Below are 24811 nucleotides of genomic sequence, written 5' to 3'. Positions count from 1 at the left end.
AAAAAAGCAAGCTTGCGCACTCGTTTTGTAACAGGGCACGACTCGGGGAACCCACGTAGGGGGTCGCGTGCCGCAAGAACCGCAAAATGAGTGACACTTTAGCCCCTGCGGCAAGCCCTTCGGTTCTCGTCGACCCGCTCTAACTGTCGGGACCTTCCGCAGTCTCGTTCGCATCAAGATATTCACGCACCGGCGCCTCTGAGCTGCCACTCTCCAGTGCCGCGGTCCCCGGCTCATCGATCCAAAGGCAAACGATCCACCAGATCAGCACAATCACGTAGACCGCGCTATTCGTATTCAACAGCTTCTCCTGGAGTCCCAACACCCGCTCGTATTCCGCCTGCGAATGCGGCGTTGTGTGCCGGGCGATGATCTCCCAAATCCCCTGTGCTCCCATTTGCGCGATCGACGCCGTCGACAGGCCGATCATGATGCGCTGCACATGGCTGTGCCAGCCCGCCCCGTACCTGCGTCCCAACGCCACCACCAGCAGCCCAAGAGCAATCGAAAGCACATCGACCAGCAACCCCGTCTTCACGGCGATCAGTTGCATGAACTGGAGCCTTGCGATTGTCGTATCGAAAGCGATTGCCTTCCACGCCGGCCACGGTCCCCACTTCCACAGCACCACGCCGCCCAGACCGAGCAACCCCAGCGTCCATACGGCCCAGGCGAGTGCGCCGGCTTTTTTGAAAGCGCGTCGCGCCATCTCCACCAGCACCGCCAGGTTCACCAGCACTGAAAGGTCCGCCAGCGAAATCGCAATGGTTGCCATCGTCATTTGCGGCAACTTGTCATGCAAAAGCCGGTTCGTCAGCAGCCGCAGTGCGACCAGCACAATTGACGCCGTAAACCATGGGAAGCGCCTTACGCGGTCGCGCCCCATCAGCACCACCAGCAAAACCAGAAGCGACGCAAACGTCAGCGTCCACATAACCGAAACAGCCGTGAAGTGATAATCGAAATGCATGCAATCCTTAGGGGCCCGGCTTCAGGTCCGGACCAGTTCAAAATGATTTCGGGAACAGTGCGGAGGGAAATGGTGCGCCCGGAGAGATTCGAACTCCCGACCTAACGCTCCGGAGGCGTTCGCTCTATCCAGCTGAGCTACGGGCGCGCTCTACCAGTCTATCGTACTTCGAGAGTAGAGCCCTCCGGAGGTCAGATACTCGCGGTCCCTTGGTCGCTAGGTCCCTTTGTCCCTATGTCCCTATTCCCTTGGTCCCTGCTTCTTCGCAGCTCGTCCATCACCGACTGGATCAGCGCCTTCGCCCCTTCCATCCCGCTCAGCACCGCCTGCAAATCCAGCGCCGGCTTCGATGGATTCCGGCTCGACGCACAGTACACTCCATGCTGGCCCACCATGATCAGCGAATCGGTCAGAAGGTCCAGGGCCACCGCCAGCCTGCCCCGCTCTACGCCCATCATGAACTCGTGCTTTTCCAGCTCCGCGCGCTTCTCATCAAAAACATCCATGGATCAAGCCTACCCGAAGCGCCTCACCCACCTCGATCTCGGACCGCGCCCAGCGCGCGAATCTAGAATTCCAGCTTCTTCATGAAATCGGCATCCTCGCGCAGCTCCGTCATCGGGTCGCCTTCGAATTCTTCCTGCTCGATAAAGTAGTGCTTCAACCCCGTTGCAGCCCGGAAGATCGGCTTGTAATCGATCGTGCCTTTCCCCATCACCACGTTGCGCCACTTCCCATCCGCGCCTTTGATCAAGTCCTTCACGTGCAGCATCGGAAACCGCTCCGGAAACTTGCTCAGATACTCAACCGGATTGTGGCCGCCTGCGACTACCCATCCGCAGTCCATCTCGAAAACCACGTACCGGGGGTCAGTGCGTTTCAGAAGCTCATCAAAGTACACAATCCCGTTCTCTTTGCCGAATTCAATGGTGTGGTTGTGATACCCGAACGTCATCCCGGCAGCCTGGACCTTCCGTCCAATCTCGTTGAACTGGTCAGCCACGTACCGCCAGTCGTCGAGGTCGAGATCGCCGGTGCGCGTGGGGTCGCGATGCACGCCTGCCCACGAACAAATGATGTATTCGAGCCCTAGCGCCTGCCCGTATTCAATCAGCTGGTTGAATTGTGTTTTCAACTGGGTGAGCTGGTGGTGCGTACTGATGCACTTCAGTCCCGCCTTCTGCAGGGCATTTCCAAAATCGGCCGCCGTCTTGTCGAAGTATCCAGCCGCCTCCACTTCCTTGTATCCCGCTGCGCCCAGCTGCTGCAGCGTGCCCTCAAAGTTCTTGGGCAGCAGGTTGCGTACCGAATACAGTTGCAACCCGATCGGCTGCTTGAGCCGCTCAGCCATCAAATAGCCCCCTCCAACACATGCCGCAGCCGCCACTGCGCTTGAAGCCTTCAAAAAACTGCGGCGAGAATATCTATTCATTCACTTGTTCTCCGCAAGGCCTTGGTCATCCCTTGATCGATTGTGAGGCCGCGTCCCACTTGGCCACGTTCTTATTGAAATAGGAGTGGTTGGCCATGTGGCACGCAATCGCCGCATTGTTGCCGAAGACTTCGTCTTCCACAACGTGCTCGCGCGTCTCCACCGCATGAAAGAAGTTGGCAATATGATCTGCTGTGTCATCGTATCCCTGCTGTGCTGAGAATGTCTCCGTCAGCGGCAAGGCCGCAGGCGGCTGAGGATGCGCCGCGTGCCATTCTTCCAGGTATTTCTGCTTCGCTTCGGCCGTCCACCCGTTTAGCGAATAGCCCTCCGGCTGCGGCCGTGTGTCCTGCGGAGCCACCGTAAGCGTATTTCCATTGATCGTCATCGTGGCCTCCTTACCGTAAAAGATGGTGATGTCGCCCGCCGCGTTGTTCTGGTTGCAATGCATATTGACCCTTACGCCGGGATAGTCGTAGAGCGTCTCCAGCAAATCAGGGAAATCGCGTCCGTCCTTGAAGTGAGTCAGGTTTCCCGTGGAATACGCGCGCTCCGGAATCGCGTTGATCCCTGTCACGCACTGCATTCCCGACAGCAAGTGCACAAACAAATCTCCCGCCACCCCTTCGCCGTAGTCCGCAAAGCAGCGCCAGCGGAAAAACCGCGCCGCATCGAACGGCTGGTCAGGTGCATCGCGCAGCCACGTCTTCCAGTCAATCGTCTCCGGACTCGCATCCGGTGCAATCGGATAGACCCAGGCGCCGGAAGGAGAATTGCGATCCGTGTAAGCTTCAATCGACGTCACCTCTCCCAGCCGCCCCGACTTGTAAATCTCCGCGGCCTTCTTGACGGCTGTATTGCTCACACGCTGGCTGCCCGCCTGGAAAATCCGTTTGCCCTCCTGCACCGCCTTTACCATCGCAAGCCCATCAGCCACGTTATGCGACATCGGCTTCTCGCAGTACACATCCTTGCCCGCCGCCACGCAGTCCAGCACCACGCGCCGATGCTGAAAATCCGCGACAGCAACAATCACCGCATCCACATCCTTGCGATCCAGCAATTCGCGATAATCCCGCGTTGTGGGAACGTCAGCGCCCCACGCCTCAACGCCGGCCTTGCGATGCATGTCATATAAATCCGCGGTCCCTACGCAAACTCCGCTCGATACCTTGCGCGCTGAGCGCAGCAGGTCGCATCCGCGAATCCCCGTGCCGATCGAAACAAAGCGGATCTTTCGTTCCGTCTGCGCGGTCTGCGCCGCTAAAACCTCCGGCTCCAGCGCAATCGATTTAGCCGCGGCGCCCGCCGCCATCGCGCCCGCGCCAAGACGCACAAAATCCCTGCGTGAAATTGGTCCCATGTCAAGATGCCTTTCCCTTGCGACCGCAATTCTCGCCTGCCGGACGCAGCCATGTCCACCCACGTAGGCCTCGAGCGCATGAATGGCATAGGATGCTTAAGTCGGAAGGAACCCGCGCAATGCGCAATCCAGAATCAATTAGAGCCGGCTTCAACTCAACGCAGGCGTCGCTGTGTATCTTCAGCTGTCTCGCTGCCCTTCTCCTGTTCGCAACTGCGAACGCGCAACCTGACCGTTCTCCCCGACTTGTGACGCAGCCTGAATTGGGCGACAACGTCCTGCTCTTCGATCCCTCGATGCCAATGGCCAACATCCAGGCCCAGATTGACAAGGTCTACGCGATCCAGCAGCACAGCGAGTTCGGTACGGCTCGCTACGCCCTCCTTTTCCTGCCCGGCGAGTACCACGTCGATATCCCCATCGGCTTCTACACGCAGGTGCTCGGCCTCGGCGCTTCGCCTGACGCGGTACATATCATCGGCAAGGTCCACTCTGACGCCAGTCTCCCGCGCAACAACGCCACCTGCACGTTCTGGCGCAGCGCAGAAGGATTCTCAGTCACGCCGACCGGCGGCACCATGCAGTGGGCCGTCTCGCAGGCCGTCCCCTTCCGCCGCATGCACGTTCGGGGTAACATCGTTCTTCATCAAAAAGGCGGATGGGCCAGCGGCGGCTGGATATCCGACTCGCTCATCGACGGCAACGTCGGCGCCGGTCCGCAACAGCAATGGATCTCCCGCAACAGTGAATGGGGCGGTTGGACGGGCGCCAACTGGAACATGGTCTTCGTCGGCATCCCGCACCCACCTGAAGGCGAGTGGCCGCAGCCGCCTTACACCAAAGTCGACAAAACTCCCATCGTCCGCGAAAAGCCGTTCCTTGAAGTCGACGCGCATCGCAAGTGGTGGGTTCGTGTTCCCGCTCTCCAGTCCGACAGTCAGGGCATCACCTGGCACGGCGGCTCCACACCCGGCCGTGCAATTTCGCTCGCAGACTTCTACATTGCTCGACCCGACAAAGACACCGCCGCCACCATCAACTCCCAACTCGCCAAGGGCAAAAACCTGCTTCTGGCTCCGGGGATTTACGATCTCACCGAGCCAATCCAAGTCGTACGTAAAGACACCATCATCCTCGGCCTCGGCTTTGCTACTCTTCGCCCCACCAACGGTACCGCCGCCATCACCACCGCCGATGTTGACGGCATCGACCTCGCCGGACTTCTCATCGACGCCGGTCCGCAGCAATCCGCAGTCCTCGTCGAAATCGGACCTCGAGCCAGCCACGCAACGCACGCGAAGAATCCCATCTTTCTCCACGACGTCTTCTTCCGCGTCGGCGGAGCGGGCGTGGGCCGCGCAAAAGTGAACCTGCTCATCAATTCAAACGACACCATCATTGACCACACCTGGATCTGGCGAGCCGATCACGGCTCCGGCGTCGGCTGGACCAGCAACCTCAGCGACAATGGCCTCGTCGTAAACGGGAATAACGTCACCGCCTACGGTCTATTCGTCGAACATCACCAGCAATTCCAGGTCCTATGGAACGGCAACCACGGCCGCACCTACTTCTACCAGTCCGAGATTCCCTACGACCCACCCGACCAGGTAAGCTGGACCTCCGCTCCCGGCACAAATGGCTGGGCCTCGTACAAGGTTGCCGACAATGTGACCAACCACGAAGCCTGGGGACTCGGCATCTACTCCGTCTTCCGCCATCCCAATGTGACGTTAACGCGTGCCATCGAGGTTCCCGTTACGCCCGGTGTCCGCTTCCACCACATGATTACCGTCGCCCTCGACAACCTCGGCGAAATCTCCAACGTCATCGACAACAAAGGCGGCCCCACCCACGTCGCACCCAACCGCGTTACGCCCAAGGTTGCGGAATTCCCTCAGTAGGCCTCAACCAGCGAAGCCCGGCGCACCAGCAACCGCGCCGGGTTACGCATGGGACAATGGAACAGTAGACATCATGAGCGACGAAAGCATTTCCGAGTCCCAGCCGGCCCCCGAATCTCCCGATACCACCAGCGAGCAAACGCCTCCGTCCGCAGCGAGTGCCCCCGCTGACGCCGCGAAAACTGAAAGCCCCGCTGCACAATCCGTTCCGCCTGCTCCCGCGGACCCGCGAGCCGAAGAACCAATCGAGCCACCCACCGAGCCTCAGGAAAACTTCGCCGACATTCTCTCCCAGTTTGAGAAGAGCCATACCCACAAGCCAGCCTCCGGCGCTAAGCAGATCGAGGGCACCATCGTCTCCCTCTCCGCCGAACAGGCCTTCGTCGACATCGGCTACAAAACGGAAGGCGTCCTCCCGCTCTCCGCTTTCCCGAACAACGCCGAAGGTGTAAAGCCGGGCGACAAGGTCCTCGTCTCGGTCAAGGGCCGCAATGAAGAAGGCTACTACGACCTCACGCGTTTCAAGGTCTCCCAGCCCCGCGACTGGTCCGCACTTGAAGAAGCCTTCGCGCAAAAGGCCGCTGTCGTCGGCACCGTCACCGCTGTCATCAAGGGCGGCCTCACCGTCGACATCGGCGTGCGCGCCTTCATGCCCGCCAGCCGCAGCGGCACCCGCGACGCTGCTGAACTCGAGAAGATGGTCGGCACCGAAATCACATGCCGCATCACCAAGCTCGACGTCACCGACGAAGATGTCGTCGTCGACCGCCGCGTCGTCCTCGAAGAACAATCCCGCGCCGAGCAGGAAGGCCGCTTTGGCGCAATGCAGCCCGGCGACGTGCTCGACGGAACCGTGCGCAGCCTCATGGCCTACGGCGCATTCGTTGACCTCGGCGGCATCGATGGCCTCCTCCACGTCAGCGACATCTCGTGGAGCCGCGTCAACAAGCCCGAAGACGTTCTCTCCGTCGGACAACAGATCCAGGTCCGCATCCTCAAGATCGATCCGGAAACGAAGAAGCTTTCGCTTGGATTGAAGCAGCTTCAGCCCGAGCCCTGGGAGGCCGCGCAAAGCAAATATCTGGTTGGCCAGCGCATCACCGGCGCCGTCACCCGCCTCGCCGACTTCGGAGCCTTCGTTGAAATCGAGCCCGGCGTGGAGGGCCTCATCCACATTTCAGAAATGTCCTGGGGCAAAAAGATCCACCATCCCAGCGACGTGCTCAAGCAAGGCGACACGGTCGACGCCGTCATCCTCGCGATTAAGCCTGAAGAACGTAGAATCTCGCTCGGCCTCAAGCAGACTCTCTCCGATCCGTGGTCCGAGGTCACCAGCAAGTTTCCCGTCGGCTCGCAGGTCGAAGGCCCGGTCAGCAAGATCATGCCATTCGGAGCCTTTATCCAGATCGCCGACGGCATCGAAGGCCTCGTCCACGTCAGCGAAATCAGCGCCGACAAGCGCATCAATCATCCGCAGGAAGTGCTGCGTGCCGGCCAGGTCGTCAAGGCGCAGGTGCTCGGCATTGCGCCTGAGAAGCGCCAGATCAAGCTCAGCATGAAGCAGTTGATTCCCACCAGCATCGACGAGTACATCGCCGAGCACAAACCCGGCGACATCGTCTCCGGCCGTGTAGTCGACGAATCAGCTACGGTCGCCACGATCGAACTCGGCGAAGGCATCCGCGCAACGTGCCGCGCTGCCAAGGCCGCACCGGCCGCGGCTGAATCACAACCCTCCGCCAAGGCCGACCTGTCTTCGCTCTCCAACATGCTGCAAGCCCGCTGGAAGGGAAGTACGCCCGCCGCGTCCGCAGCCCCCGAGCCACTCCGCCCCGGCCAGATCCGCAGCTTTAAAATCACGAAGCTCGATGCCGACGCCAAATCCATCGAGGTCCAGCTGGCCTGAACCGCTCACTTCCAGGCGCTTGTCAGGCGCTCTCCTTCAGCATCCTGCAGCATCTGAAATCCCTCATCGTCTGAAATCCCTCATCGTCTGAAAGTCCCCATCGTCTGAAATTCCCCATGTAGTTGGCGGTGTCATTCTGAGCGAACGGGGCCCCGAACGTACCAGGGGCCCCACAGAGCGATAGCTCTGTGGGGTAGGTTCGGGGGTGGTGAGTCGAAGAATCCGCTTTTGTTTTTCGGCATTTTCTTTACGCAGTCATTCTTTACGGTGTCATTCTGAGCGAACGCAGCCCCAAACGTACCAAGGACCCGCAGAGCGATAGCTCTGTAGGGCAGGTTCGGGGGTGGTAAGTCGAAGAATCTGCTTTTCGCCTCTTAATTCCTGCTGAGGATTTCAGGCTCAAGGCGCTACAGATACGCGTCGTCGATATAGCACCAGCGCCAATCCTCTCCGCGCTCAGCCGAGCGAATAATCGGATGCTGCGTCGCATGAAAATGTGCTCGCGCGTGCCGGTTCTTCGAAGAATCGCAGCACCCCACGTGCCCACACTCCAGGCACATGCGCAGATGCACCCACGTATCGCCCGTCTTCAGGCAGTCCTCGCACCCTTTGCTGCTCGGCTTCACATTCTTTATGTGATCCTTCTCATGCGTGCATTTCGTAGCCATTCGTCGCCTCCGCCGGGGAAACCCGCCTTCACACCATATATTGTTTCGCCAGCGCGCGGAACTCCGCAACCTGCGCCGTCGCCCACGTTCCATCGCGCCCCAGTTCCGCCGCCAGCAAATGCGCCACTGGTTCCGCCATCTCCACCGCCGCGCGCGCATTCAAAAACAGTGCCCGCGTTCTCCGTGCCAGCACATCTTCGACACCCCGCGCCATCTCAGCACGCGCCGCCCACACCACCTCTGCTGCGATATAGGGCAAGTCGCGATGAAGTCGCTCGGCCAACTCGGGCCGCTCCGTGACTAACTTCTGAATCTCCTCAGCATCAGCCCCATATACCCCAAGTGGATCCTCTTCGCCCTCTTCCTCAGCATTCAAATACCCATGTACCCGCAGATTCTTCGTCGTGCAAGCCTCATCCCGCAACCTGCCCAGCGTAATCGCGTGATCCACGCAGTCCTCAGCCATGTGCCGATACGTTGTCCACTTCCCGCCCGTAATCGTCAGCAGCCCCGACGTGTCCACATGAATCACGTGATCGCGCGACAGCGCCGCCGTCTTGCTTTCTCCATTGCTTTTCACCAGCGGCCGCAACCCCACATAAACAGCCAGCACATCCGCCCGCGTCGGAGGCCTGCTTAAATAACGCCCCGCCGTCTCAAGAATGAACTCAATCTCTTCATCCAGAGCCTTCGGTTCCAAACTCGGTGCATCCACCGGAGTATCTGTAGTACCCGCCACCGCATGCCCATGCCACGGAATCACAAACAGCACGCGCCCATCGCTCGTTCGCGGCACCATCAGTGCCGTCTCCCCCTTCAAAAAACTCCGATCGAACACCAGGTGAATTCCCTGGCTCGTCACCATCAACGGCTCTGCCTTGGCATCGGCCATGCGCCGAATCTCGTCGGTGAACACTCCAGTCGCATTCACCACGATTCGCGCTGCGATCCGCAACTCCTCGCCCGTTTCCTCATCGCGCGCCGCCACGCCATTCACATAGCCTTCGTCATCGCGCAACAATCCGGTTGCAGGACAATAATTCACCAGCGTAGCGCCATGATCCGCCGCTGTCATCGCCAGATGCATCAGCAGCCGCGCGTCGTCGAATTGCCCATCGTAGTAAACAACCCCGCCGCGTAATTCCTCCGGCTCCAGTGCCGGCAACCGCTCCAGCGTCTCTTCTTTCGAAAGTAGTTTCGACGCACCAAAGCCATACTTGCCGGCAAGCAGGTCGTAGAGCTTCAGACCTATCCCGTAAAACGGCGCCTCCCACCACGAATAATTCGGCACGACAAATGCCAGGTCATGCACAAGGTGCGGAGCATTCTGCCGCAGCAGCCCGCGCTCTTTCAGCGCCGACATCACCAGCGGAATATTTCCCTGTTCGAGATACCGCACGCCGCCGTGTACGAGCTTTGTACTGCGGCTGCTGGTCCCCTTGCCGAAATCGTGCGCCTCCACCAGCGCTACGTCGAATCCCCGCGCCGCCGCATCCACGGCCACGCCCACGCCCGTAGCACCGCCGCCGATCACCGCAATATCCCACGGTTCGCCGGCATCAGCCCTTTCGCGGATCCTGCGCAGCATCTCTTCTCTGCGCATCAGTTGCTCCAGTTTTTCGATCGCTCTACCGCGCGTTGCCACCGCTCCCGGCGATCCTTGCGTTCGGCGGCCTCCATGCGCGGCTCAAAGCGCACATCGCCTTCCCGCTGAGCGCGCAGCACTTCGGGACTTGCCCAGAACCCCGTCGCCAGTCCCGCCAGATACGCCGCACCCAGCGCCGTCGTCTCCGTCACGCGCGGCCGCACAACAGGCACTCCGAGCACGTCCGCCTGGAACTGCATCATCAGGTCATTCACCGCCGCGCCGCCATCCACGCGCAGCGCGCCCAGCGGAGTTCCCGTCTCGCTGTGCACTGCTTCCAGCACATCCGCAACCTGAAATGCGATGCTCTCCAGAGCCGCCCGCGCAATATGCCCCGGCTTGGTATCGCGTCTCAACCCAATCAGCAGCCCACCGGCATGCGGATCCCAATGCGGCGCGCCCAGCCCCACAAACGCTGGCACAAACACGACGCCGCCGGTGTCCGGCACACTCGCCGCCAGCGCCTCCACCTCTGCCGAAGATCCAATCAGGCGCAGATTATCGCGCAGCCACTGCACCACGGCGCCGCCAATAAAGATGCTGCCCTCCAGCGCATATTCCCGCCGTCGTTGCGCACTCGCCGCCAGCGTCGTAATCAGCTTGTGTTTCGACCGCACAAATTCCGTTCCCACGTTCTGCAGCAGAAAGCAGCCGGTACCGTACGTGTTCTTCGCCTCGCCCGCATTCCAGCAAAGCTGTCCGAACAGCGCCGCCTGCTGATCGCCCGCGATTCCCGCAATCGTCGTGCCGCCTAGCCCAAGAGTGGTGGTGACATCGCCGATGCGATCGCTCGACCACACAACCTCCGGCAAAAGGTTGGCTGGAATCTCGAAGATGCGCAGCAACTCCGCATCCCACTCGCCCTTCACGATGTTGTAAAGCAGCGTGCGCGACGCATTCGTCACGTCCGTCACGTGCCGCATGCCGCTGGTCAGGTGCCAGATCAGCCAGCTATCCACGGTGCCAAACGCCAGTTCTCCGCGTTCCGCTCTTCCCCGCGCACCCGGCACGTTGTCCAGGATCCAGCGCACCTTCGTCGCCGAAAAATATGGATCGAGCACCAGCCCCGTCTTCGCGGAAACCGTCTCCCCGACCCCACTCTTTTCCAAAGATTCACACACCGGAGCAGTCCGCCGGTCCTGCCACACAATCGCCGGATGAATCGCCTTGCCCGTTTCGCGCTCCCACACAATCACCGTTTCGCGCTGGTTGGTAATCCCGATTGCCGCCACATCGCGAGGACGGGCCCCCGCCTTGCCCAGTGCTTCCACCGCGCAAGAGAGCTGGCTGGTCAAAATCTCCATGGGATCGTGTTCTACCCATCCTGCCTGCGGGTAGAACTGCTCGAACTCGTGCTGCGCTACTGCGGCAATCGAGCCGGCTTCATCGAAGAGAATTGCGCGCGAACTCGTCGTGCCCTGGTCCAGTGCAAGAATGTATGCCATCGGGAGTGGTCAACCTTCGGACCAAGTCAATCACGAGCCACCACGGTGCCGCAACCGCCCCAGGGCCGAGACAGCGCGGAATTCACACAACGTACAAATCCACGTACTCACTCACCGGCATCCGCTCCAACTGCTCGCGATCAAGCGACGCATCCAGAATCCTCTGCTGCTGCTCTTCGCCAAACCGTCGTGCCAGGTTGCGTTTGAACTTCTCCACCAGCAGCGGCATCCCTTCCTTGCGCCGCCGCTTGTGCCCGATCGGATACTCGACCGTCTCCTCGAGCACCGTCCCGTCCGCCAGTTCCAGGCGCAGCGCATTCGCAATCGACCGCTTCTCAGGATCGTGATAATCCTTCGTGAACTGCGGCTCCTCCACGCACTCCACCTTCGCCCGCAACGCATCAATGCGAGCATCGCCCGCAACCTGATCCTCATAGTCCGCCGCTGTCAGCCGTCCGAAGATCAATGGAATTGCAATCATGTATTGCACGCAATGATCGCGATCCGCAGGATTCGAAAGCGGCCCCTTCTTGTCAATGATCCGCAAACACGCCTCGTGCGTGCGAATCGTGATCTTCCTGATATCTTCGGCTGTCTTGCCGCGCAGATCCAGCTTGCCGCGCAGCGTCATCGCCGTTTCCACCACTGTCTGCGCGTGAAATTCCGCCGGAAAGCTGATTTTGAACAGCACGTTCTCCATCACGTAGCTGCCATAGGGCCTCTGGAATTTGAACTCTTGCCCGCGAAACGAAACGTCGTAGAATCCCCAGGTCTTTGCTGTCAGCGCCGAAGGATACCCCATCTCACCCGCCCGAGCCATCAGCGCCAGCCGCACTGCCCGGCTGGTCGCATCACCCGCAGCCCAACTTTTCCTCGAACCAGTGTTCGGCGCATGTCGATATGTCCGCAGGCTCTGTCCGTCCACCCAAGCAAGTGAAATTGCATTGAGGGTTTGTTCTCGATTCAGGCCCAGCAGCCCGCACACCACCGCCGTCGACGCCACCTTCACCAGCACCACATGATCGAGTCCAACCTTGTTGAACGAATTCTCCAGCGCAATGCATCCCTGGATTTCATGCGCCTTGATCATCGCCTCCAGCACCTGCTTCATCGTTAGCGCAGGCTTGCCTTCAACGGCGCCGGTCCGCGAATGCCAGTCCGCGACCGCCAGGATTCCCCCCAGGTTATCCGAAGGATGTCCCCATTCCGCCGCCAGCCACGTGTCGTTGAAATCCAGCCACCGAATCATCGCGCCAATGTTGAATGCCGCCTGCACGGGATCGAGCTGGAAGCTTGTCCCCGGCACGCGTGCCCCATGCGGTACAACCGTTCCCGGCACAATCGGCCCAAGCAGCTTGGTGCACGCCGGATATTCAAGCGCTTCCAGCCCGCAACCAAGCGTATCCATCAGGCAATAGTGCGCCGTCGCATAAGCCAGATCGCTCTTGATCTCATACCCCAGCGCGTAATCCGCAATGTCCGCGATCACTTTATCGAACGACGGCCGTTCATTACTGATGTGCGAAGTCAACCTGGATATCTCCTCAGTGCCTCTGTCATTCTGAGCGCACGGGGCCCCAAACGTATTTCAGTTTGGGGGTGGTAAGCGAAGAATCTGCTTTTGGTGCGAAAATCTCTTTGAGAATCAAGCGTTGCCTGGGTGCCCCATCCTTGCGTCAGCAAGGGTGAGAAAGCACGATCCTCTGTCCGTTACGCCCGCTTCTCAATCGGCACAAATTTCTTATCCTCCGGTCCGGTATACACCGCCGAAGGCCGAATGATTTTTCCGTCCTGCCGCTGCTCAATCACGTGCGCACACCAGCCCGCCGTCCGCGCCATCACAAACAGCGGCGTAAACAGATCCACCGGCACACCCATCAAATCGTACGCAACCGCGCTGTACCAATCGAGATTCGGGAACATGCGCTTGGCATCCTGCATCGTAGTTTCAATGCGCTCAGCCACGCTATAGAGTCGAGTATCCCCGCTGGCCTTTGCCAGGCCATGCGCAACTGCCTTGATGATGTCGCTGCGCGGATCGCTGATGGTGTACACCGGATGTCCGAAGCCAATGATTACTTCGCGCTCCGCCACGCGCCGCCGCATGTCCGCCTCGGCCTCGTCCGGCTTCTCATAGCGATTCTGAATCTCCAGCGCCACCTCATTTGCACCGCCATGCTTCGGCCCTTTCAAGGCTCCGATCGCACCCGCAATGCACGAATAAACATCCGATCCTGTACCGGCAATCACCCGCGCCGTAAATGTCGAAGCATTGAACTCGTGCTCCGCATACAGGATCAGCGATGTCTGCATCGCCCTGGTCCACTCTTCGCTCGGAGCTGTCCCGTGCAGCAGGTGCAGAAAGTGCGCGGCAATCGAATCCTCAAACCGTTCAACCTCAATGCGTCGTCCGTTGCGCGCATAGTGGTGCCAATAGAGAAGCATCGATCCCATGCAGGCCAGCAGGCTGTCCGCAATCTTGCGCGCGCCGCTCTCCTTGTGGCTCTCACCCTCCGGCAGCACGCAGCCAAGAACGGAGACGCCCGTCCGCAACACGTCCATGGGATGAGTCGATGGCGGCAGCAATTCCAGCGCCTGCTTCACGGCCGCAGGCAAGCTCCGCAGCGGCCTCAGGCTCGCCTTGTATGCCGCAAGCTCTGCCACGTTGGGCAGCTTGCCGTGGACCAGCAAATAAGCGACCTCTTCAAACTCGCAGTGCGCCGCAAGGTCCTTGATGTCGTATCCGCGATAGTGCAGATCGTTGCCGCTATGCCCCACCGTGCACAGTGCTGTCGATCCCGCCGGCGTGCCCGATAGCGCGACCGACTTTTTCGGTTTGAATGCCGCGGGCGCGGCGTTTCCCTCATTGCTCATTCCAACCCCCGCAGAGCATCACGCTAAAGGATCAGCGGCGAAGCTGTCTACTTGCCGTCCTTGCCCTTCGCAAACAGATCGTCCAGCTTCTTCTCGTACGCGTGATAGTCGAGGTACTTATAAAGATCAGCGCGCGTCTGCATCATCGGGATCACATGCTTCTGCGTGCCCTCGGTCCGTATCGCCTCGTACACCTGCAGCGCAGCCGAATTCATCGCCCGATACGCGGCGCAGCAATAGAGAACAATGTCCACGCCCGCCTGCGCAAGCTCCTCGCGCGTCCACAGCGGAGTCTGCCCAAACTCCGTAATGTTCGCCAGAATCGGCACCCCCGCCGCCTTGCGAAACTCCGCATACATTCCCAACTCGGTCACCGCCTCGGCGAAAATCATGTCCGCGCCCGCCGCTACATACGCCTGCGCCCGCTCGATCGCCGCCTTCAGCCCTTCGCCCGCCAGCGCATCCGTCCGCGCCATGATTACGAATTCTCTATCTGTCCGCGCATCCACCGCCGCCTTGATGCGGTCAACCATCTCCTCTGCAGCGACAAGTTCTTTCCCCGGCCGATGCCCGCATCGCTTCGCGCCCACCTGGTCTTCCATGTGAACGGCGCCCGCGCCCGCGCGAATCATCGCCCGAATCGTCCGCGCAATGTTGAACGCGCCGCCCCATCCCGTATCGATATCCACCAGCAGCGGCAGCGTCGTCACCTCTGTAATCCGACCCACATCCGTCAGCACATCTTCCATCGTGCTGATGCCCAGGTCCGGCATCCCCAGCGAATTCGCAGCCACGCCGCCGCCCGAAAGATACAGCGCGCGAAATCCCGTAGCCTCGGCCATTCGCGCCGTATAGGCGTTAATCGCACCCGCAACCTGCAGTGGCTTTTCTTCCGCTACCGCGGTGCGAAACCGCGCTCCAGGCGATCCATCACTGCGAGTCTTCTGCATGCAATGCCCTTTCGCCGCATCATAGCAGCAGGAACGGCTACAGCGATTCTGCCGTTGCTTTGTCCCAAATCCGATGTCGACGCGACCATCTGCGAGTCGGCGACCCGGCGAAAACTCAACAGGAAATGCCTATCCAGGAATCGCTCCGGCTTCCCCACCCCCACCCTCCGGTGCGACAATCGTTCCCGTTGCCGCGGCTTTCCGTTTCTTGCGCCGCTGCCCTGGAGGGAGAATCACCCATGAAGCCTCTCATCGTATGTGCCGGACTTCTTTTCGCTGCCACCACAATCCTGGCCCAGCAAAAGCCGCCAGCCAGCCCGCCGGCTAAGGCAGAAGCCACCATCGGCGGCCACCAGATCACCATCGCCTACTCCTCCCCCGGCGTCAAAGGCCGCGAAGGCAAAATCTTCACCAAGGATGGCCTCATCAGCCACAACCCCCACTACCCCGTCTGGCGCGCCGGAGCCAACTCCGCCACCACCCTCCACACTGACGGCGATCTCATGATCGGCGACCTGAACGTCCCTAAGGGCGACTACACCCTCTTCGTCGACATCTCCGATCCTGACCAGTGGACCCTCATCGTCAACAAGAAAACCGGCGAATGGGGACTCGCCTACGACGGCTCCCAGGACCTCGGCAAAACCAAAATGCACATGACCAAGCCAGCCTCCATGGTCGAGAACCTCCTGTACACCCTCGAAGACGATGGCGGAGGCAAAGGCACACTCACTCTCTCATGGGAAGACCATTCCGCATCCGTGCCCATCTCGGTCCACAAGTAACAACAATGCGATCAAAACGGCCTGGGCGGAGATTTCTAACATCTCCGCCCACCGCTACAATGGATACAGAGCTTCATCGCTTCGGAGAGTCGAACCGCCTTGCCCCTCTACGCCTATCGCTGCACGAGCTGCGGTAACAAATTCGAAAAAATTCAGAATTTCTCCGCCGAGCCGGAGACCGTCTGCCCCAAGTGCGGCAAGGCCACGCTAATTCGTCCGCTCACCGCACCGCGCCTCAATTTCAAAGGCGCAGGCTGGTACATCAACGACTACGCCCCCAAAAGCTCGGAGTCTTCGACCGAATCATCCAGCGAATCGAAGCCCGCCGAATCCAAAGAAACGTCTAAATCCAGCGATAAGCCGACCGCCCCATCCTCCACCACGGCCGCCCCCTCCGCGCCCGCATCCACGCCCAAGTCCTCCACTGACAGCTAGCGTTCTGTCCTCGCGTTCATAAAAAGTTGGCGGTGTCATTCTGAGCGAACGGGGCCCCGAACGTCTCTCAGTTCGGAGGTGGTGAGCGAAGAATCTGCTTCTCCCCATAGACCGCCTCGAGCTCGCTGCGTGCCCCATATCTCGCTTTTGAGACATGGGTACGCATTCCGCCCAACCCCCTCCCACTAAACTAAACACAGTCCATGTCCCTGCTCGAACCCATCCCGTCCCCCGTCGAAGACGCCGACACCGCCGCCCTCGAATGGGACCATCTCCTCGCGTTTCTCGCCGCATACGCCGCATCGCGAGTGGGCCGCGAAGCCATCCTCACCCTGCTCCCTTCCAGCGACGAGCCCTGGATCACTCGCCAGCACCAGCTCACCGGCGAACTCCGCCTCCTCCTCGCCGAACAAATCTCCATCCCCCTCGGCGGCCTCTTCGATCCCACCCAACTCGCCGCTAAAGCCCAAATCCGCGGTGCCGCCCTCGAAGCCGCGGAATTCCAATCCATCGCTCGCCTCGCCCACGACGTCGCCGCATGGCAGGCTCTATTGCGCGAACCGCCGGCGCGTATAGCTGGAAAGCTGCCTCGGCTCTCCGAGCTTTCCGCCGCACTCGCCGGCTCGTCCCTCAAGCCGCTAGCCGAATCGATCGAGCGCAAAATCCTCCCCGACGGCACCCTTGCCGACGACGCTTCACCCGAGCTCAACCGCATCCGCCGCGAGCAGGAACGACAGCAGCGTGCCATCGAAGAATCCCTCCGCTCCGCCCTGCGCAAGCTCACCGGCGAAGGCGCCACGCAGGAAGATTTGATCACCATCCGTGGCGACCGCTTCGTCATTCCCGTCCGCAGCGAACTCAAGCGCCGCGTCTCCGGCGTCGTTCACGGAGCAAGTTCATCCGGGCAGACCGTCTACGTCGAGCCTCTCGAAACCATCGAGCAGAACAACGAACTCGTCCGCCTCCTCGAAGAAGAACAAGCTGAAATCCATCGCATCTTCGTAGCCCTCACGCGCCAGGTCGGCGGATACGCCACATCCCTCGTCGAAGGCGCCAAGGTCCTTGCCCTCGTCGACACGCTCCTCGCCCGCGCCCGCTTCGCCCGCGACTACGATTGCGTGGCCCCCACCATCACGCCCGACCAGCTCAGCCTGAACTCCGCCCGCCATCCGCTTCTCGAGCGCCACCTCCGCCCAACCCATGGGCGCGTCGTCCCTCTCACCCTCGAACTCACTACTGAAGCCCGCCAACTCATCATCAGCGGCCCCAACACCGGCGGCAAAACCGTTACGCTCAAGACCACCGCACTGCTGGCCATGATGGCCCAGGCCGGCCTTCCCATTCCCGCCGTCGCAGCCAGCTTCCCCATCTTCACCGCGTTCCTCGCCGACATCGGCGATGCGCAATCCATTGAAGCCGAGCTCTCCACTTTCTCCGCGCACATCGTTAATCTCAATCGCCTCTCCCGCCTTGCGGATGCAAGCTCTCTCGTCCTTCTCGACGAACTCGGCTCCGCCACCGACCCTGAAGAAGGTGCCGCGCTGGCAGTCGCAGTTGCAGCGCACTTCCTTGAATGCCGCGCATGGACGCTCATCTCCACCCATCACACTTCGCTCAAGGTCTACGCCGCCAACACCCCCGGCGTGCTCAATGCAGCCGCGGGCGTCGACGAAGTCACACTCGTCCCCAACTATCAGCTCCGCCTCGGCGTCCCCGGCGCCTCCGCCGGCATTCAAACCGCCGAGCGTCTCGGCCTCAATCGCACCATTGTTGCCGCCGCCCGTGCGCGCCTCGGCTCGCAGCAAGTCGACATCGCCCGCTTCCTCGACAAACTCCACGACGATCTTTCCGCGCTTGAAGTCGAAAAGAAAAATGCCCGCGAGCAGCAGTACGCTCTCAACCAGGTGCGCGCCAAACTTGCCCGCGAAGGCGACGTAGAACTCCGCAACCGCACCCGCGAACTCGAATCCAAGCTCGCCTCCCTAATGAAAGAGTTCGAATTCCAGATGCGCGAGAACGTCCGCGCCATCGAAGACCGCGCCGCGCAGCAAAAGCTGTCCAAAGAAGCCGAGCGCCGCATCAATCGCCTGCGCCGCGAATTTCAGGAGAGCTTCAATCAGACCGTCGTCGCCCACCGCACCGGCGCAGACACCGGCGATGTCAACGCCCAGCCGCACCTTCTCCGTCACATCGCGCCCGGCGATCAGGTCCGCATCAAGTCCATGAATAAGATCGCCGTCGTCCAGCGCGAAGTAGAAAAGGACCTCTTCGAAGTAGCCCTCGGCCCCATCAAGATGCGCGTCAAGCGCGACGACTGCTCCGCAGTCTCACCCTCTGGTGGAGATTCCGGCCAAACCAAAGCCGATCCCCTGGCCGCCGCGCGCAATCAAAAAGGTGTCCACGTCACCGTCACCAGCGCCAACGCCGACGACATGCGCATGGAGATCAACCTCATCGGCCGCACCGTCGACGAAGCCACCGAGGAGTTGGAGAAGTATCTCGACCGCGCCTTTCTCGCCGGCCTCCCGCGCGTCCGCATCATTCACGGCCACGGCGCCGGCATCCTCCGCCGCGGCGTCCGCGACTTCCTCAAGTCGCACCCCCACGTAGCCACCATCGCCGAAGCCCCCCAGAACGAAGGCGGCCAGGGCGCCACCCTCGTCGAACTGCGCCAATAGCGGTCTCGCCAGTGACACACAAAGCGCCGTCATTCCGACCGACCCTGAGCGCAGCGAACGGGGAGCGGAGGAACCTGCAGTTGCTTCTCTGATTGCGTGCGGACTATTCAGCGGCAGCCATTCGTCGATCTGAAGAGCCTTCCACCCTCCAGCTCTCGCCTTCACCCAACGCCACAACTTGATCGCCTACTGCTGTCCGCTCCGCAGCCTGCAACAGCCGCGGCAACGGCTCATCCATAGGCTCGCGGCCAAGACGAAACGTACCGTAATGCATAGGAATCATCACATCGGCCTTCAAGTCTCGAAAAGCCTGCAGCGCCTCCTCCGGGCTCGTATGCACCGCGCGATAGCCGTCCGGAAAATAAGCGCCAATCGGCAGCAGCGCAATCTCCGGATTCAGACGCCGTCCGATCTCCGCGAACCCGCCGAAATACGCCGAATCGCCGGAGTGATAAATCGTCGGCCCGTTCGCCGATTCAATCACGTATCCGCCGAACCCCCGATGCGTGTCTTTGAACATCCGCGCACCCCAGTGCCGCGCCGGCGTCGCTGTAATGGTCAGGCTCTCCTGCTCCATCAGCCTTCTCGGAGGTTCACCAGGGTCAATCGGAACCAGCCGCGCACTATTCGGCTCCGCGTGCGGCGGACTCTCGAGCTCAGTCGTCTGCCACCACTCGAGCGAAACTACCCCCGCGAAACCGAGATCCGCCACCAGATCTTCCACGCCCTGCGGCACAATCGCCACCGGAGCAGCCAACCCCCGCCGCCGCATCTCCCGCGTAATCGCCCGCAACGAAGGCCGATTCAAATGGTCCATGTGCGCATGCGTCAGCAGCACCGCATCAATCGGCGGCAAATCTCGAACGCGCAAGCCAGCGCGCCGTTGCCGCCTCAGCACGATCAGCCGCGTCGCAAACACCGGATCAATCAGTAGTGCGCGCCCCGCTGTCTGAATCAAAAACGACGAGTGCCCGATAAACGTGATCGCCGTCTCGCCCGATCGAACCTTGGGTGGCTTCGTCGCTTTTCCCGCCAGCGGCTTTGCATGACTCTCACGCACCAGCTTCCAAAGCTGCTGCACTTTTATTGCCCAGAACGGAATCCCCATCCTTATACGCACCTGCTACATAGATGCTGGCTAATAAGAAAGGACCCTCGGGGCGCTCCAAAGCCTGTTTCCGCTTCACTCACCGCAACTCAGTCTGTCGCAGAAGAAAGAAAATGAAGACCGATTTTCAACCAACGGCGATCTGTCAAAATACAAACTGTCTCACTCAAGGGGTTCACCTCAATGGCTGTCAACCCTCATTTTGAAAAGTATTTTCTAACCCCTTCTTTCCGAACAACTTCCCGTCACTGCCCTTTTGCAGGTAATTTCCCGCAAATGTTGCACAATGAGATTGTCTGGCTTCGATGCGCGGACCCGGTAGCCATGAATCCGAACTTCATTAGCAACTCAGCGCGTTCATCCAACCCGCCATTCAGGAAGACGATCGAAGCCTAAGTCCTTTCGCAAGAAATATCTGCAGCCTAAGTCATTTCAGAAGAAATATTTAGCGCGAAGCTCCTCCGTAACCCCCTGAAAAGAGGACATTTCCTTCCGAATACCCAGTGGGGGGGATACCGCAACTGGTGTACGGACCGGGGACAAGGCTGACATTCTGTTGACAAACCGGATGGTCTCGACCGGTATCATCAGCGTCAGCCAAGGCCCCAAGGAGGATCATTCGTGCGCAAACCAATTCTGGCCCTCGTGCTTTTTCTGGCGGCGACCGTCATGTTCGCAGCATCTGCTGGCAGCATCTACGACTTCACCATCAACTCAATCGACGGCCAGCCTGTCAGCCTCAAGAGCTACAAAGGCAAGGTTGTTCTGCTCGTGAACGTGGCCAGCAAGTGCGGATTTACGCCGCAGTATGCAGGCCTTGAAGCGCTCTACGAAAAATACAAGGCTCGCGGATTGGTGATCGTTGGTGTGCCTGCCAACAACTTCGCCCAGCAGGAACCGGGAACCAATGAGGAGATCAAGACGTTCTGCTCGCGCAAATACAACGTCACTTTTCCCATGATGGCCAAGGTCTCGGTACTCGGCGACGACAAGGCTCCGCTCTACCGCTTCCTCACCGACAGCTCCACAGATCCTAAATTCGCCGGCGACATCAAGTGGAACTTCACCAAGTTCCTCTTCGACCGCAACGGCAACCCCGTGGCAAGGTTTGAGCCCGCCGTCACTCCCGATTCAACAGAGGTTCAGTCCGCCGTCGAATCCGCTCTGCGGAAATAGCATGGCGGCCCTTACGCCCTAAGGTTAACGCACAAAAAGGAGCCTCGGAGTAGTTGATCTCCGAGGCCCTGACTGTTTCTGGCGCGATAGCGCAGTTGGCCCCACCGCAGGTGGTTAAGCCATCGCTTCGCGGCCCATCGGCTCGAAGTGCAGCACGTTCGATTTCCGATCCACGTCGATCCGCACATGCGCCCCATGCAGAATCTCGCCATTCAGAATCTTGATGGCCAGCGGATCCTGCACCATCCGCTGCAGAGCACGCTTCAACGGCCGTGCTCCATACGCAACATCCGAACCCGATGCCAGGATCAACTCCCGCGCCGACGGCGTCAGTTCGAGCGAAATCTGCCTGTCTTCCAACAGTTTCCCAACCTCCTCCAACCGCAGTTCGAGAATGGCTTCGAGCTGTGCGTGACCCAGCGGACGGAAGATCACCATATCGTCCACGCGATTCAGAAACTCCGGCCTGAAATGCTCGCGGAGCACACGCATCACGCTCTCGCGCGCCATGTCAAAGTCGTGCTCTGTTTTGAGCGACTCCGTCGACAGAAACGCAGCGCCAAGATTCGACGTCATGATCAGCACCGTGTTCTTGAAGTCCACAGTCCGGCCCTTCGCGTCGGTCAACCTTCCGTCGTCCATGATCTGGAGCAGCACGTTGAACACATCCGGATGAGCCTTTTCGATTTCGTCGAAAAGGATCACCGCATATGGCCGCCGACGTATTGCCTCAGTCAACTGCCCGCCCTCGTCGTAGCCCACATATCCCGGAGGCGCGCCGATCAACCGCGCCACCGCATGTTTCTCCATGTACTCGCTCATGTCGATGCGGACCATCGACTGCTCGTCATCAAAAAGAAACCCCGCCAACGCGCGCGCCGTCTCGGTCTTTCCAACACCCGTGGGTCCAAGGAAAATGAACGAACCGATCGGCCGCTTCGGATCGCTCAGTCCCGCCCGCGAACGCCGAATCGCATTCGCCACGATACTCAACGCTGCGTCCTGCCCAATCACGCGCTCGCGCAGACGCTCTTCCATATGCACGAGCTTGTTCACTTCGCCTTCGAGCATCTTCGAAACAGGAATCCCGGTCCACTTGCTGACGATCTTGGCGATGTCCTCTTCGTCGACCTCTTCTTTCAGCATCCGCGTCACGTTTGAGGTGCCATCTTGCAGCGCATTCAACTGCTTCAACTCGGCTTCCATCTTGGGCAACTCACCATATTGGATCTGCGCCGCGCGATCGAGTTGCCCCTTGCGCGTCTGCTCCTCTGCTTCGAAGCGCAGCGCCTCAATCCTCTTCTTCAATTCGCTGATCCGGCTGATGGCATCCCGCTCCATTGTCCAGCGGGCACGCAGAGCGGTCGTCTGCTCCTTCAGCGTGGCCAGTTCGCGCTCCACCTCTTCGCGCCTGCCGCGGCTGTTCGCGTCGGTCTCGCGCTTCAACGCAGCCTTCTCGATTTCAAGCGATGTCGCCTGCCGCTCGAGCTGGTCGATCTCCGTCGGCACCGAGCCGATCTGGATAGCGAGTGAAGCCGCGGCCTCATCCACAAGATCGATGGCCTTGTCCGGAAGAAACCGGTCGCTGATATAGCGATGCGACAATGTCGCCGCCGCGACAATCGCCGAGTCCTTGATGCGCACATTGTGGTGCGCCTCGTAGCGATCCTTCAAGCCGCGCAGAATCGCAATCGTGTCCTCAACGTTCGGCTCTCCGACATACACGATCTGGAACCGCCGCTCCAGCGCCGCATCCTTCTCGATATATTTGCGGTACTCATTCAGCGTGGTTGCGCCGATAGCCCTCAGTTCCCCGCGCGCCAGCGGCGGCTTCAGCATATTGCTCGCGTCAATGGCGCCTTCCGCGGCGCCGGCACCAACCAGCGTATGCAGCTCGTCGATGAACAGAACAATCTGTCCGTTCGACTCTTCGATTTCCTTCAGCACAGCCTTCAGCCGGTCTTCAAACTCACCGCGATACTTCGCGCCTGCCAGCATCGACCCCAGGTCGAGCGAGATGACGCGCTTGTCACGCAAGCTCTCCGGAACATCACCGGAGACAATCCGCCGCGCTAGCCCTTCCACGATGGCAGTTTTGCCAACGCCGGGTTCGCCGATCAGAACCGGATTGTTCTTTGTGCGCCGGCTCAGCACCTGGATCACCCGGCGAATTTCCTCGTCACGCCCGATCACCGGATCGAGCTTGCCGCGACGCGCCAATTCCGTCAGATCCTTCGCATATTTCTCCAGCGCCTGGAACTTGCCTTCTGGATTCTGGTCCGTCACGCGCTGTGATCCGCGTACCGCCGTGAGCGCCTGCAGAATGGCTTCGTGCGTGGCGCCAACGGCAAGCAGCGCATCGCGTGCCGCGTCGCCCTTCTGATGCGCCACCCCCAGCAGCAGGTGTTCGGTCGAGATGTACTCGTCCTTGAAGTTCGAGGCTTCGCGAAATGCCTGATCCAGCACCTTGGTCAGCGCGGCGCTCGGTCCGGGCTGCGCCGAGCTGCCTTGCACCTTGGGAAGTTTCTCCTCGATCTGGTGCAAACTGCTTTCCAGCCGCTCCGTGGGAACACCGATCTTCTCAAGCACCGCGGGAATCACGCCCTCACGGTCCTCAATCAAAGCAAGCAGCAAATGCACCGGCTGAATCTCGGGGTTTCCGAGTTCGGTCGCGCGCCCTTGCGCCTGCTGCATCGCTTCCTGCGATTTCACTGTCAGTTTTTCCCAACGAATAGCCATGAAGTAGTCCTCAGTTTTCAGTCTTCCGTTCTCAGTTTGGCCTGCTATCAGCTCTCCGATTGATCTGCGTCCTGATTTTGGAGAGATAAAGAAAAGTTGTCAGCCGTCGAGTCTCCAATTCAACCCATGAGCTGATCATCGGCCCGGAGACTGACAACTGACAACTGATCGCTGATAACTGCTTTTCCTTACCGAGCGCCTACCAGTTCGTGCTCTTCCGTCTTGTTTTCGATCTTGCTCTGGCCGCCGATGTTGACTTTGATCTGCTTCGGCTGTGCCTCGGGCTTCTTGCTCAGTTCCAGCTTCAGAACGCCGGCGTTGTAGCTGGCCTGCACGTTCGATGTGTCCACCGTCGAGGGAAGGGTAAAGGCGCGATAAAAGCTGCCGTAACGGCGCTCAATTCGATGGAAATTCTCTTCCTTTTCGTCCTTTTCGAATTTGCGCTCGCCTTTTACGGTCAGCGTGTTGTTCTCAACACGGACGTCCAGGTCTTTCTCTTCCATCCCCGGAACTTCGAGCTTTAAAACAACCTTCTTGGCGTCTTCATAGATATCGACGGCCGGCACAAAGCTGGCAGTCGTTAACGGGCTGTCGCCTTCGTTCATTTCGCGAAAAAGCGAGTTCACGCGATTCTGTAATGCAACAACTTCACGAAAGGGATCCCAACGAGTGATTGCCATGATTTTGTGTCCTCCAACTGGATTTGGTTTTGTGGGTTGGGGAGGCTGATCCC

General features: G+C 60.0%; 19 protein-coding genes and 1 tRNA gene. 6 read left to right on the top strand and 14 right to left on the bottom strand.

Translation table 11 applies throughout. From position 1 onward, the window contains the following. Nucleotides 1-139 precede the first annotated feature (139 nt). From WCA10_RS00875 to WCA10_RS00855, 5 genes are all read right to left on the bottom strand, one after another. A complete protein-coding gene (locus WCA10_RS00875) occupies nucleotides 140-970 on the bottom strand; it encodes a hypothetical protein (protein ID WP_472820589.1) in 831 nt (276 codons plus the stop codon). Between the two features lie 70 nt (nucleotides 971-1040). After that, nucleotides 1041-1117, bottom strand: a tRNA-Arg gene (locus WCA10_RS00870). A 44-nt stretch (nucleotides 1118-1161) separates the two neighbouring features. Beyond that, nucleotides 1162-1476, bottom strand: a complete 315-nt coding sequence (locus tag WCA10_RS00865; protein ID WP_472820588.1) for a hypothetical protein — start codon at nucleotides 1474-1476, stop codon at nucleotides 1162-1164. 62 nt (nucleotides 1477-1538) lie between these two features. After that, nucleotides 1539-2402, bottom strand: a complete 864-nt coding sequence (locus WCA10_RS00860) for a sugar phosphate isomerase/epimerase family protein (RefSeq protein ID WP_472820587.1) — start codon at nucleotides 2400-2402, stop codon at nucleotides 1539-1541. Between the two features lie 25 nt (nucleotides 2403-2427). Then, complete coding sequence (locus WCA10_RS00855) at nucleotides 2428-3765, bottom strand: Gfo/Idh/MocA family protein (RefSeq protein ID WP_472820586.1); 1338 nt, start codon at nucleotides 3763-3765, stop codon at nucleotides 2428-2430. Between the two features lie 119 nt (nucleotides 3766-3884). On the opposite strand from WCA10_RS00855, the gene WCA10_RS00850 reads away from it, so the two are divergent. Together WCA10_RS00850 and WCA10_RS00845 are read left to right on the top strand one after the other, a co-directional pair. After that, nucleotides 3885-5669 carry a coagulation factor 5/8 type domain-containing protein gene (locus tag WCA10_RS00850; protein ID WP_472820585.1) on the top strand — a complete coding sequence of 595 codons (1785 nt, stop codon included), beginning with the start codon at nucleotides 3885-3887 and terminating at the stop codon, nucleotides 5667-5669. A gap of 73 nt (nucleotides 5670-5742) precedes the next feature. After that, nucleotides 5743-7575: a 30S ribosomal protein S1 gene (locus WCA10_RS00845; protein WP_472820584.1), complete on the top strand. Its 1833-nt coding sequence runs from the start codon at nucleotides 5743-5745 to the stop codon at nucleotides 7573-7575. A 407-nt stretch (nucleotides 7576-7982) separates the two neighbouring features. Here the strand turns inward: WCA10_RS00845 and WCA10_RS00840 are convergent, their stop codons facing one another. The 6 genes from WCA10_RS00840 to prpB form a co-directional block, all read right to left on the bottom strand. Beyond that, a complete protein-coding gene (locus WCA10_RS00840) occupies nucleotides 7983-8243 on the bottom strand; it encodes a UBP-type zinc finger domain-containing protein (RefSeq protein ID WP_472820583.1) in 261 nt (86 codons plus the stop codon). Between the two features lie 28 nt (nucleotides 8244-8271). Next, nucleotides 8272-9846: a glycerol-3-phosphate dehydrogenase/oxidase gene (locus WCA10_RS00835; RefSeq protein WP_472820582.1), complete on the bottom strand. Its 1575-nt coding sequence runs from the start codon at nucleotides 9844-9846 to the stop codon at nucleotides 8272-8274. Continuing rightward, nucleotides 9846-11333, bottom strand: a complete 1488-nt coding sequence (gene glpK, locus WCA10_RS00830) for a glycerol kinase GlpK (RefSeq protein ID WP_472820581.1) — start codon at nucleotides 11331-11333, stop codon at nucleotides 9846-9848. Before glpK ends, WCA10_RS00835 begins: the two co-directional genes overlap by 1 nt. Nucleotides 11334-11415: 82 nt before the next feature. Next, nucleotides 11416-12864 (bottom strand): bifunctional 2-methylcitrate dehydratase/aconitate hydratase, encoded by a 1449-nt coding sequence (locus WCA10_RS00825; RefSeq protein ID WP_472820580.1) that lies wholly within the window; start codon nucleotides 12862-12864, stop codon nucleotides 11416-11418. A 179-nt stretch (nucleotides 12865-13043) separates the two neighbouring features. Then, nucleotides 13044-14207: a bifunctional 2-methylcitrate synthase/citrate synthase gene (gene prpC / locus WCA10_RS00820; RefSeq protein ID WP_472820579.1), complete on the bottom strand. Its 1164-nt coding sequence runs from the start codon at nucleotides 14205-14207 to the stop codon at nucleotides 13044-13046. A gap of 47 nt (nucleotides 14208-14254) precedes the next feature. Continuing rightward, nucleotides 14255-15157 carry a methylisocitrate lyase gene (prpB, locus tag WCA10_RS00815; RefSeq protein ID WP_472820578.1) on the bottom strand — a complete coding sequence of 301 codons (903 nt, stop codon included), beginning with the start codon at nucleotides 15155-15157 and terminating at the stop codon, nucleotides 14255-14257. A 239-nt stretch (nucleotides 15158-15396) separates the two neighbouring features. Here prpB and WCA10_RS00810 point away from each other — a divergent pair, with 239 nt between their 5' ends. The 3 genes from WCA10_RS00810 (at nucleotide 15397) to WCA10_RS00800 (ending at nucleotide 19055) form a co-directional block, all read left to right on the top strand. Next, a complete protein-coding gene (locus WCA10_RS00810; protein ID WP_472820577.1) occupies nucleotides 15397-15942 on the top strand; it encodes a DUF2911 domain-containing protein in 546 nt (181 codons plus the stop codon). A 99-nt stretch (nucleotides 15943-16041) separates the two neighbouring features. After that, nucleotides 16042-16377: an FmdB family zinc ribbon protein gene (locus tag WCA10_RS00805; protein WP_472820576.1), complete on the top strand. Its 336-nt coding sequence runs from the start codon at nucleotides 16042-16044 to the stop codon at nucleotides 16375-16377. Nucleotides 16378-16580: 203 nt separating this feature from the next. Beyond that, a complete protein-coding gene (locus WCA10_RS00800; protein WP_472820575.1) occupies nucleotides 16581-19055 on the top strand; it encodes an endonuclease MutS2 in 2475 nt (824 codons plus the stop codon). Between the two features lie 103 nt (nucleotides 19056-19158). On the opposite strand, the gene WCA10_RS00795 is transcribed toward WCA10_RS00800, so the two are convergent. Then, the gene (locus WCA10_RS00795; protein ID WP_472820574.1) at nucleotides 19159-20163 is read right to left on the bottom strand and encodes an MBL fold metallo-hydrolase; all 1005 of its coding nucleotides are present in this window, start codon (nucleotides 20161-20163) and stop codon (nucleotides 19159-19161) included. Between the two features lie 621 nt (nucleotides 20164-20784). On the opposite strand from WCA10_RS00795, the gene WCA10_RS00790 reads away from it, so the two are divergent. Next, a complete protein-coding gene (locus WCA10_RS00790) occupies nucleotides 20785-21339 on the top strand; it encodes a glutathione peroxidase (protein WP_472820573.1) in 555 nt (184 codons plus the stop codon). 114 nt (nucleotides 21340-21453) lie between these two features. Here WCA10_RS00790 and clpB read toward each other — a convergent pair whose 3' ends face one another. Then, nucleotides 21454-24078 carry an ATP-dependent chaperone ClpB gene (gene clpB / locus WCA10_RS00785; RefSeq protein WP_472820572.1) on the bottom strand — a complete coding sequence of 875 codons (2625 nt, stop codon included), beginning with the start codon at nucleotides 24076-24078 and terminating at the stop codon, nucleotides 21454-21456. A gap of 188 nt (nucleotides 24079-24266) precedes the next feature. Next, the gene (locus tag WCA10_RS00780) at nucleotides 24267-24758 is read right to left on the bottom strand and encodes an Hsp20/alpha crystallin family protein (RefSeq protein ID WP_472820571.1); all 492 of its coding nucleotides are present in this window, start codon (nucleotides 24756-24758) and stop codon (nucleotides 24267-24269) included. Nucleotides 24759-24811: the final 53 nt, after the last annotated feature.

Source organism: Occallatibacter sp. (assembly GCF_049582745.1).
Classification (GTDB): domain Bacteria; phylum Acidobacteriota; class Terriglobia; order Terriglobales; family Acidobacteriaceae; genus Telmatobacter.
Note: the sequence above shows the minus strand (reverse complement) of the source record. Positions and strands in the feature narration are given on the sequence as shown.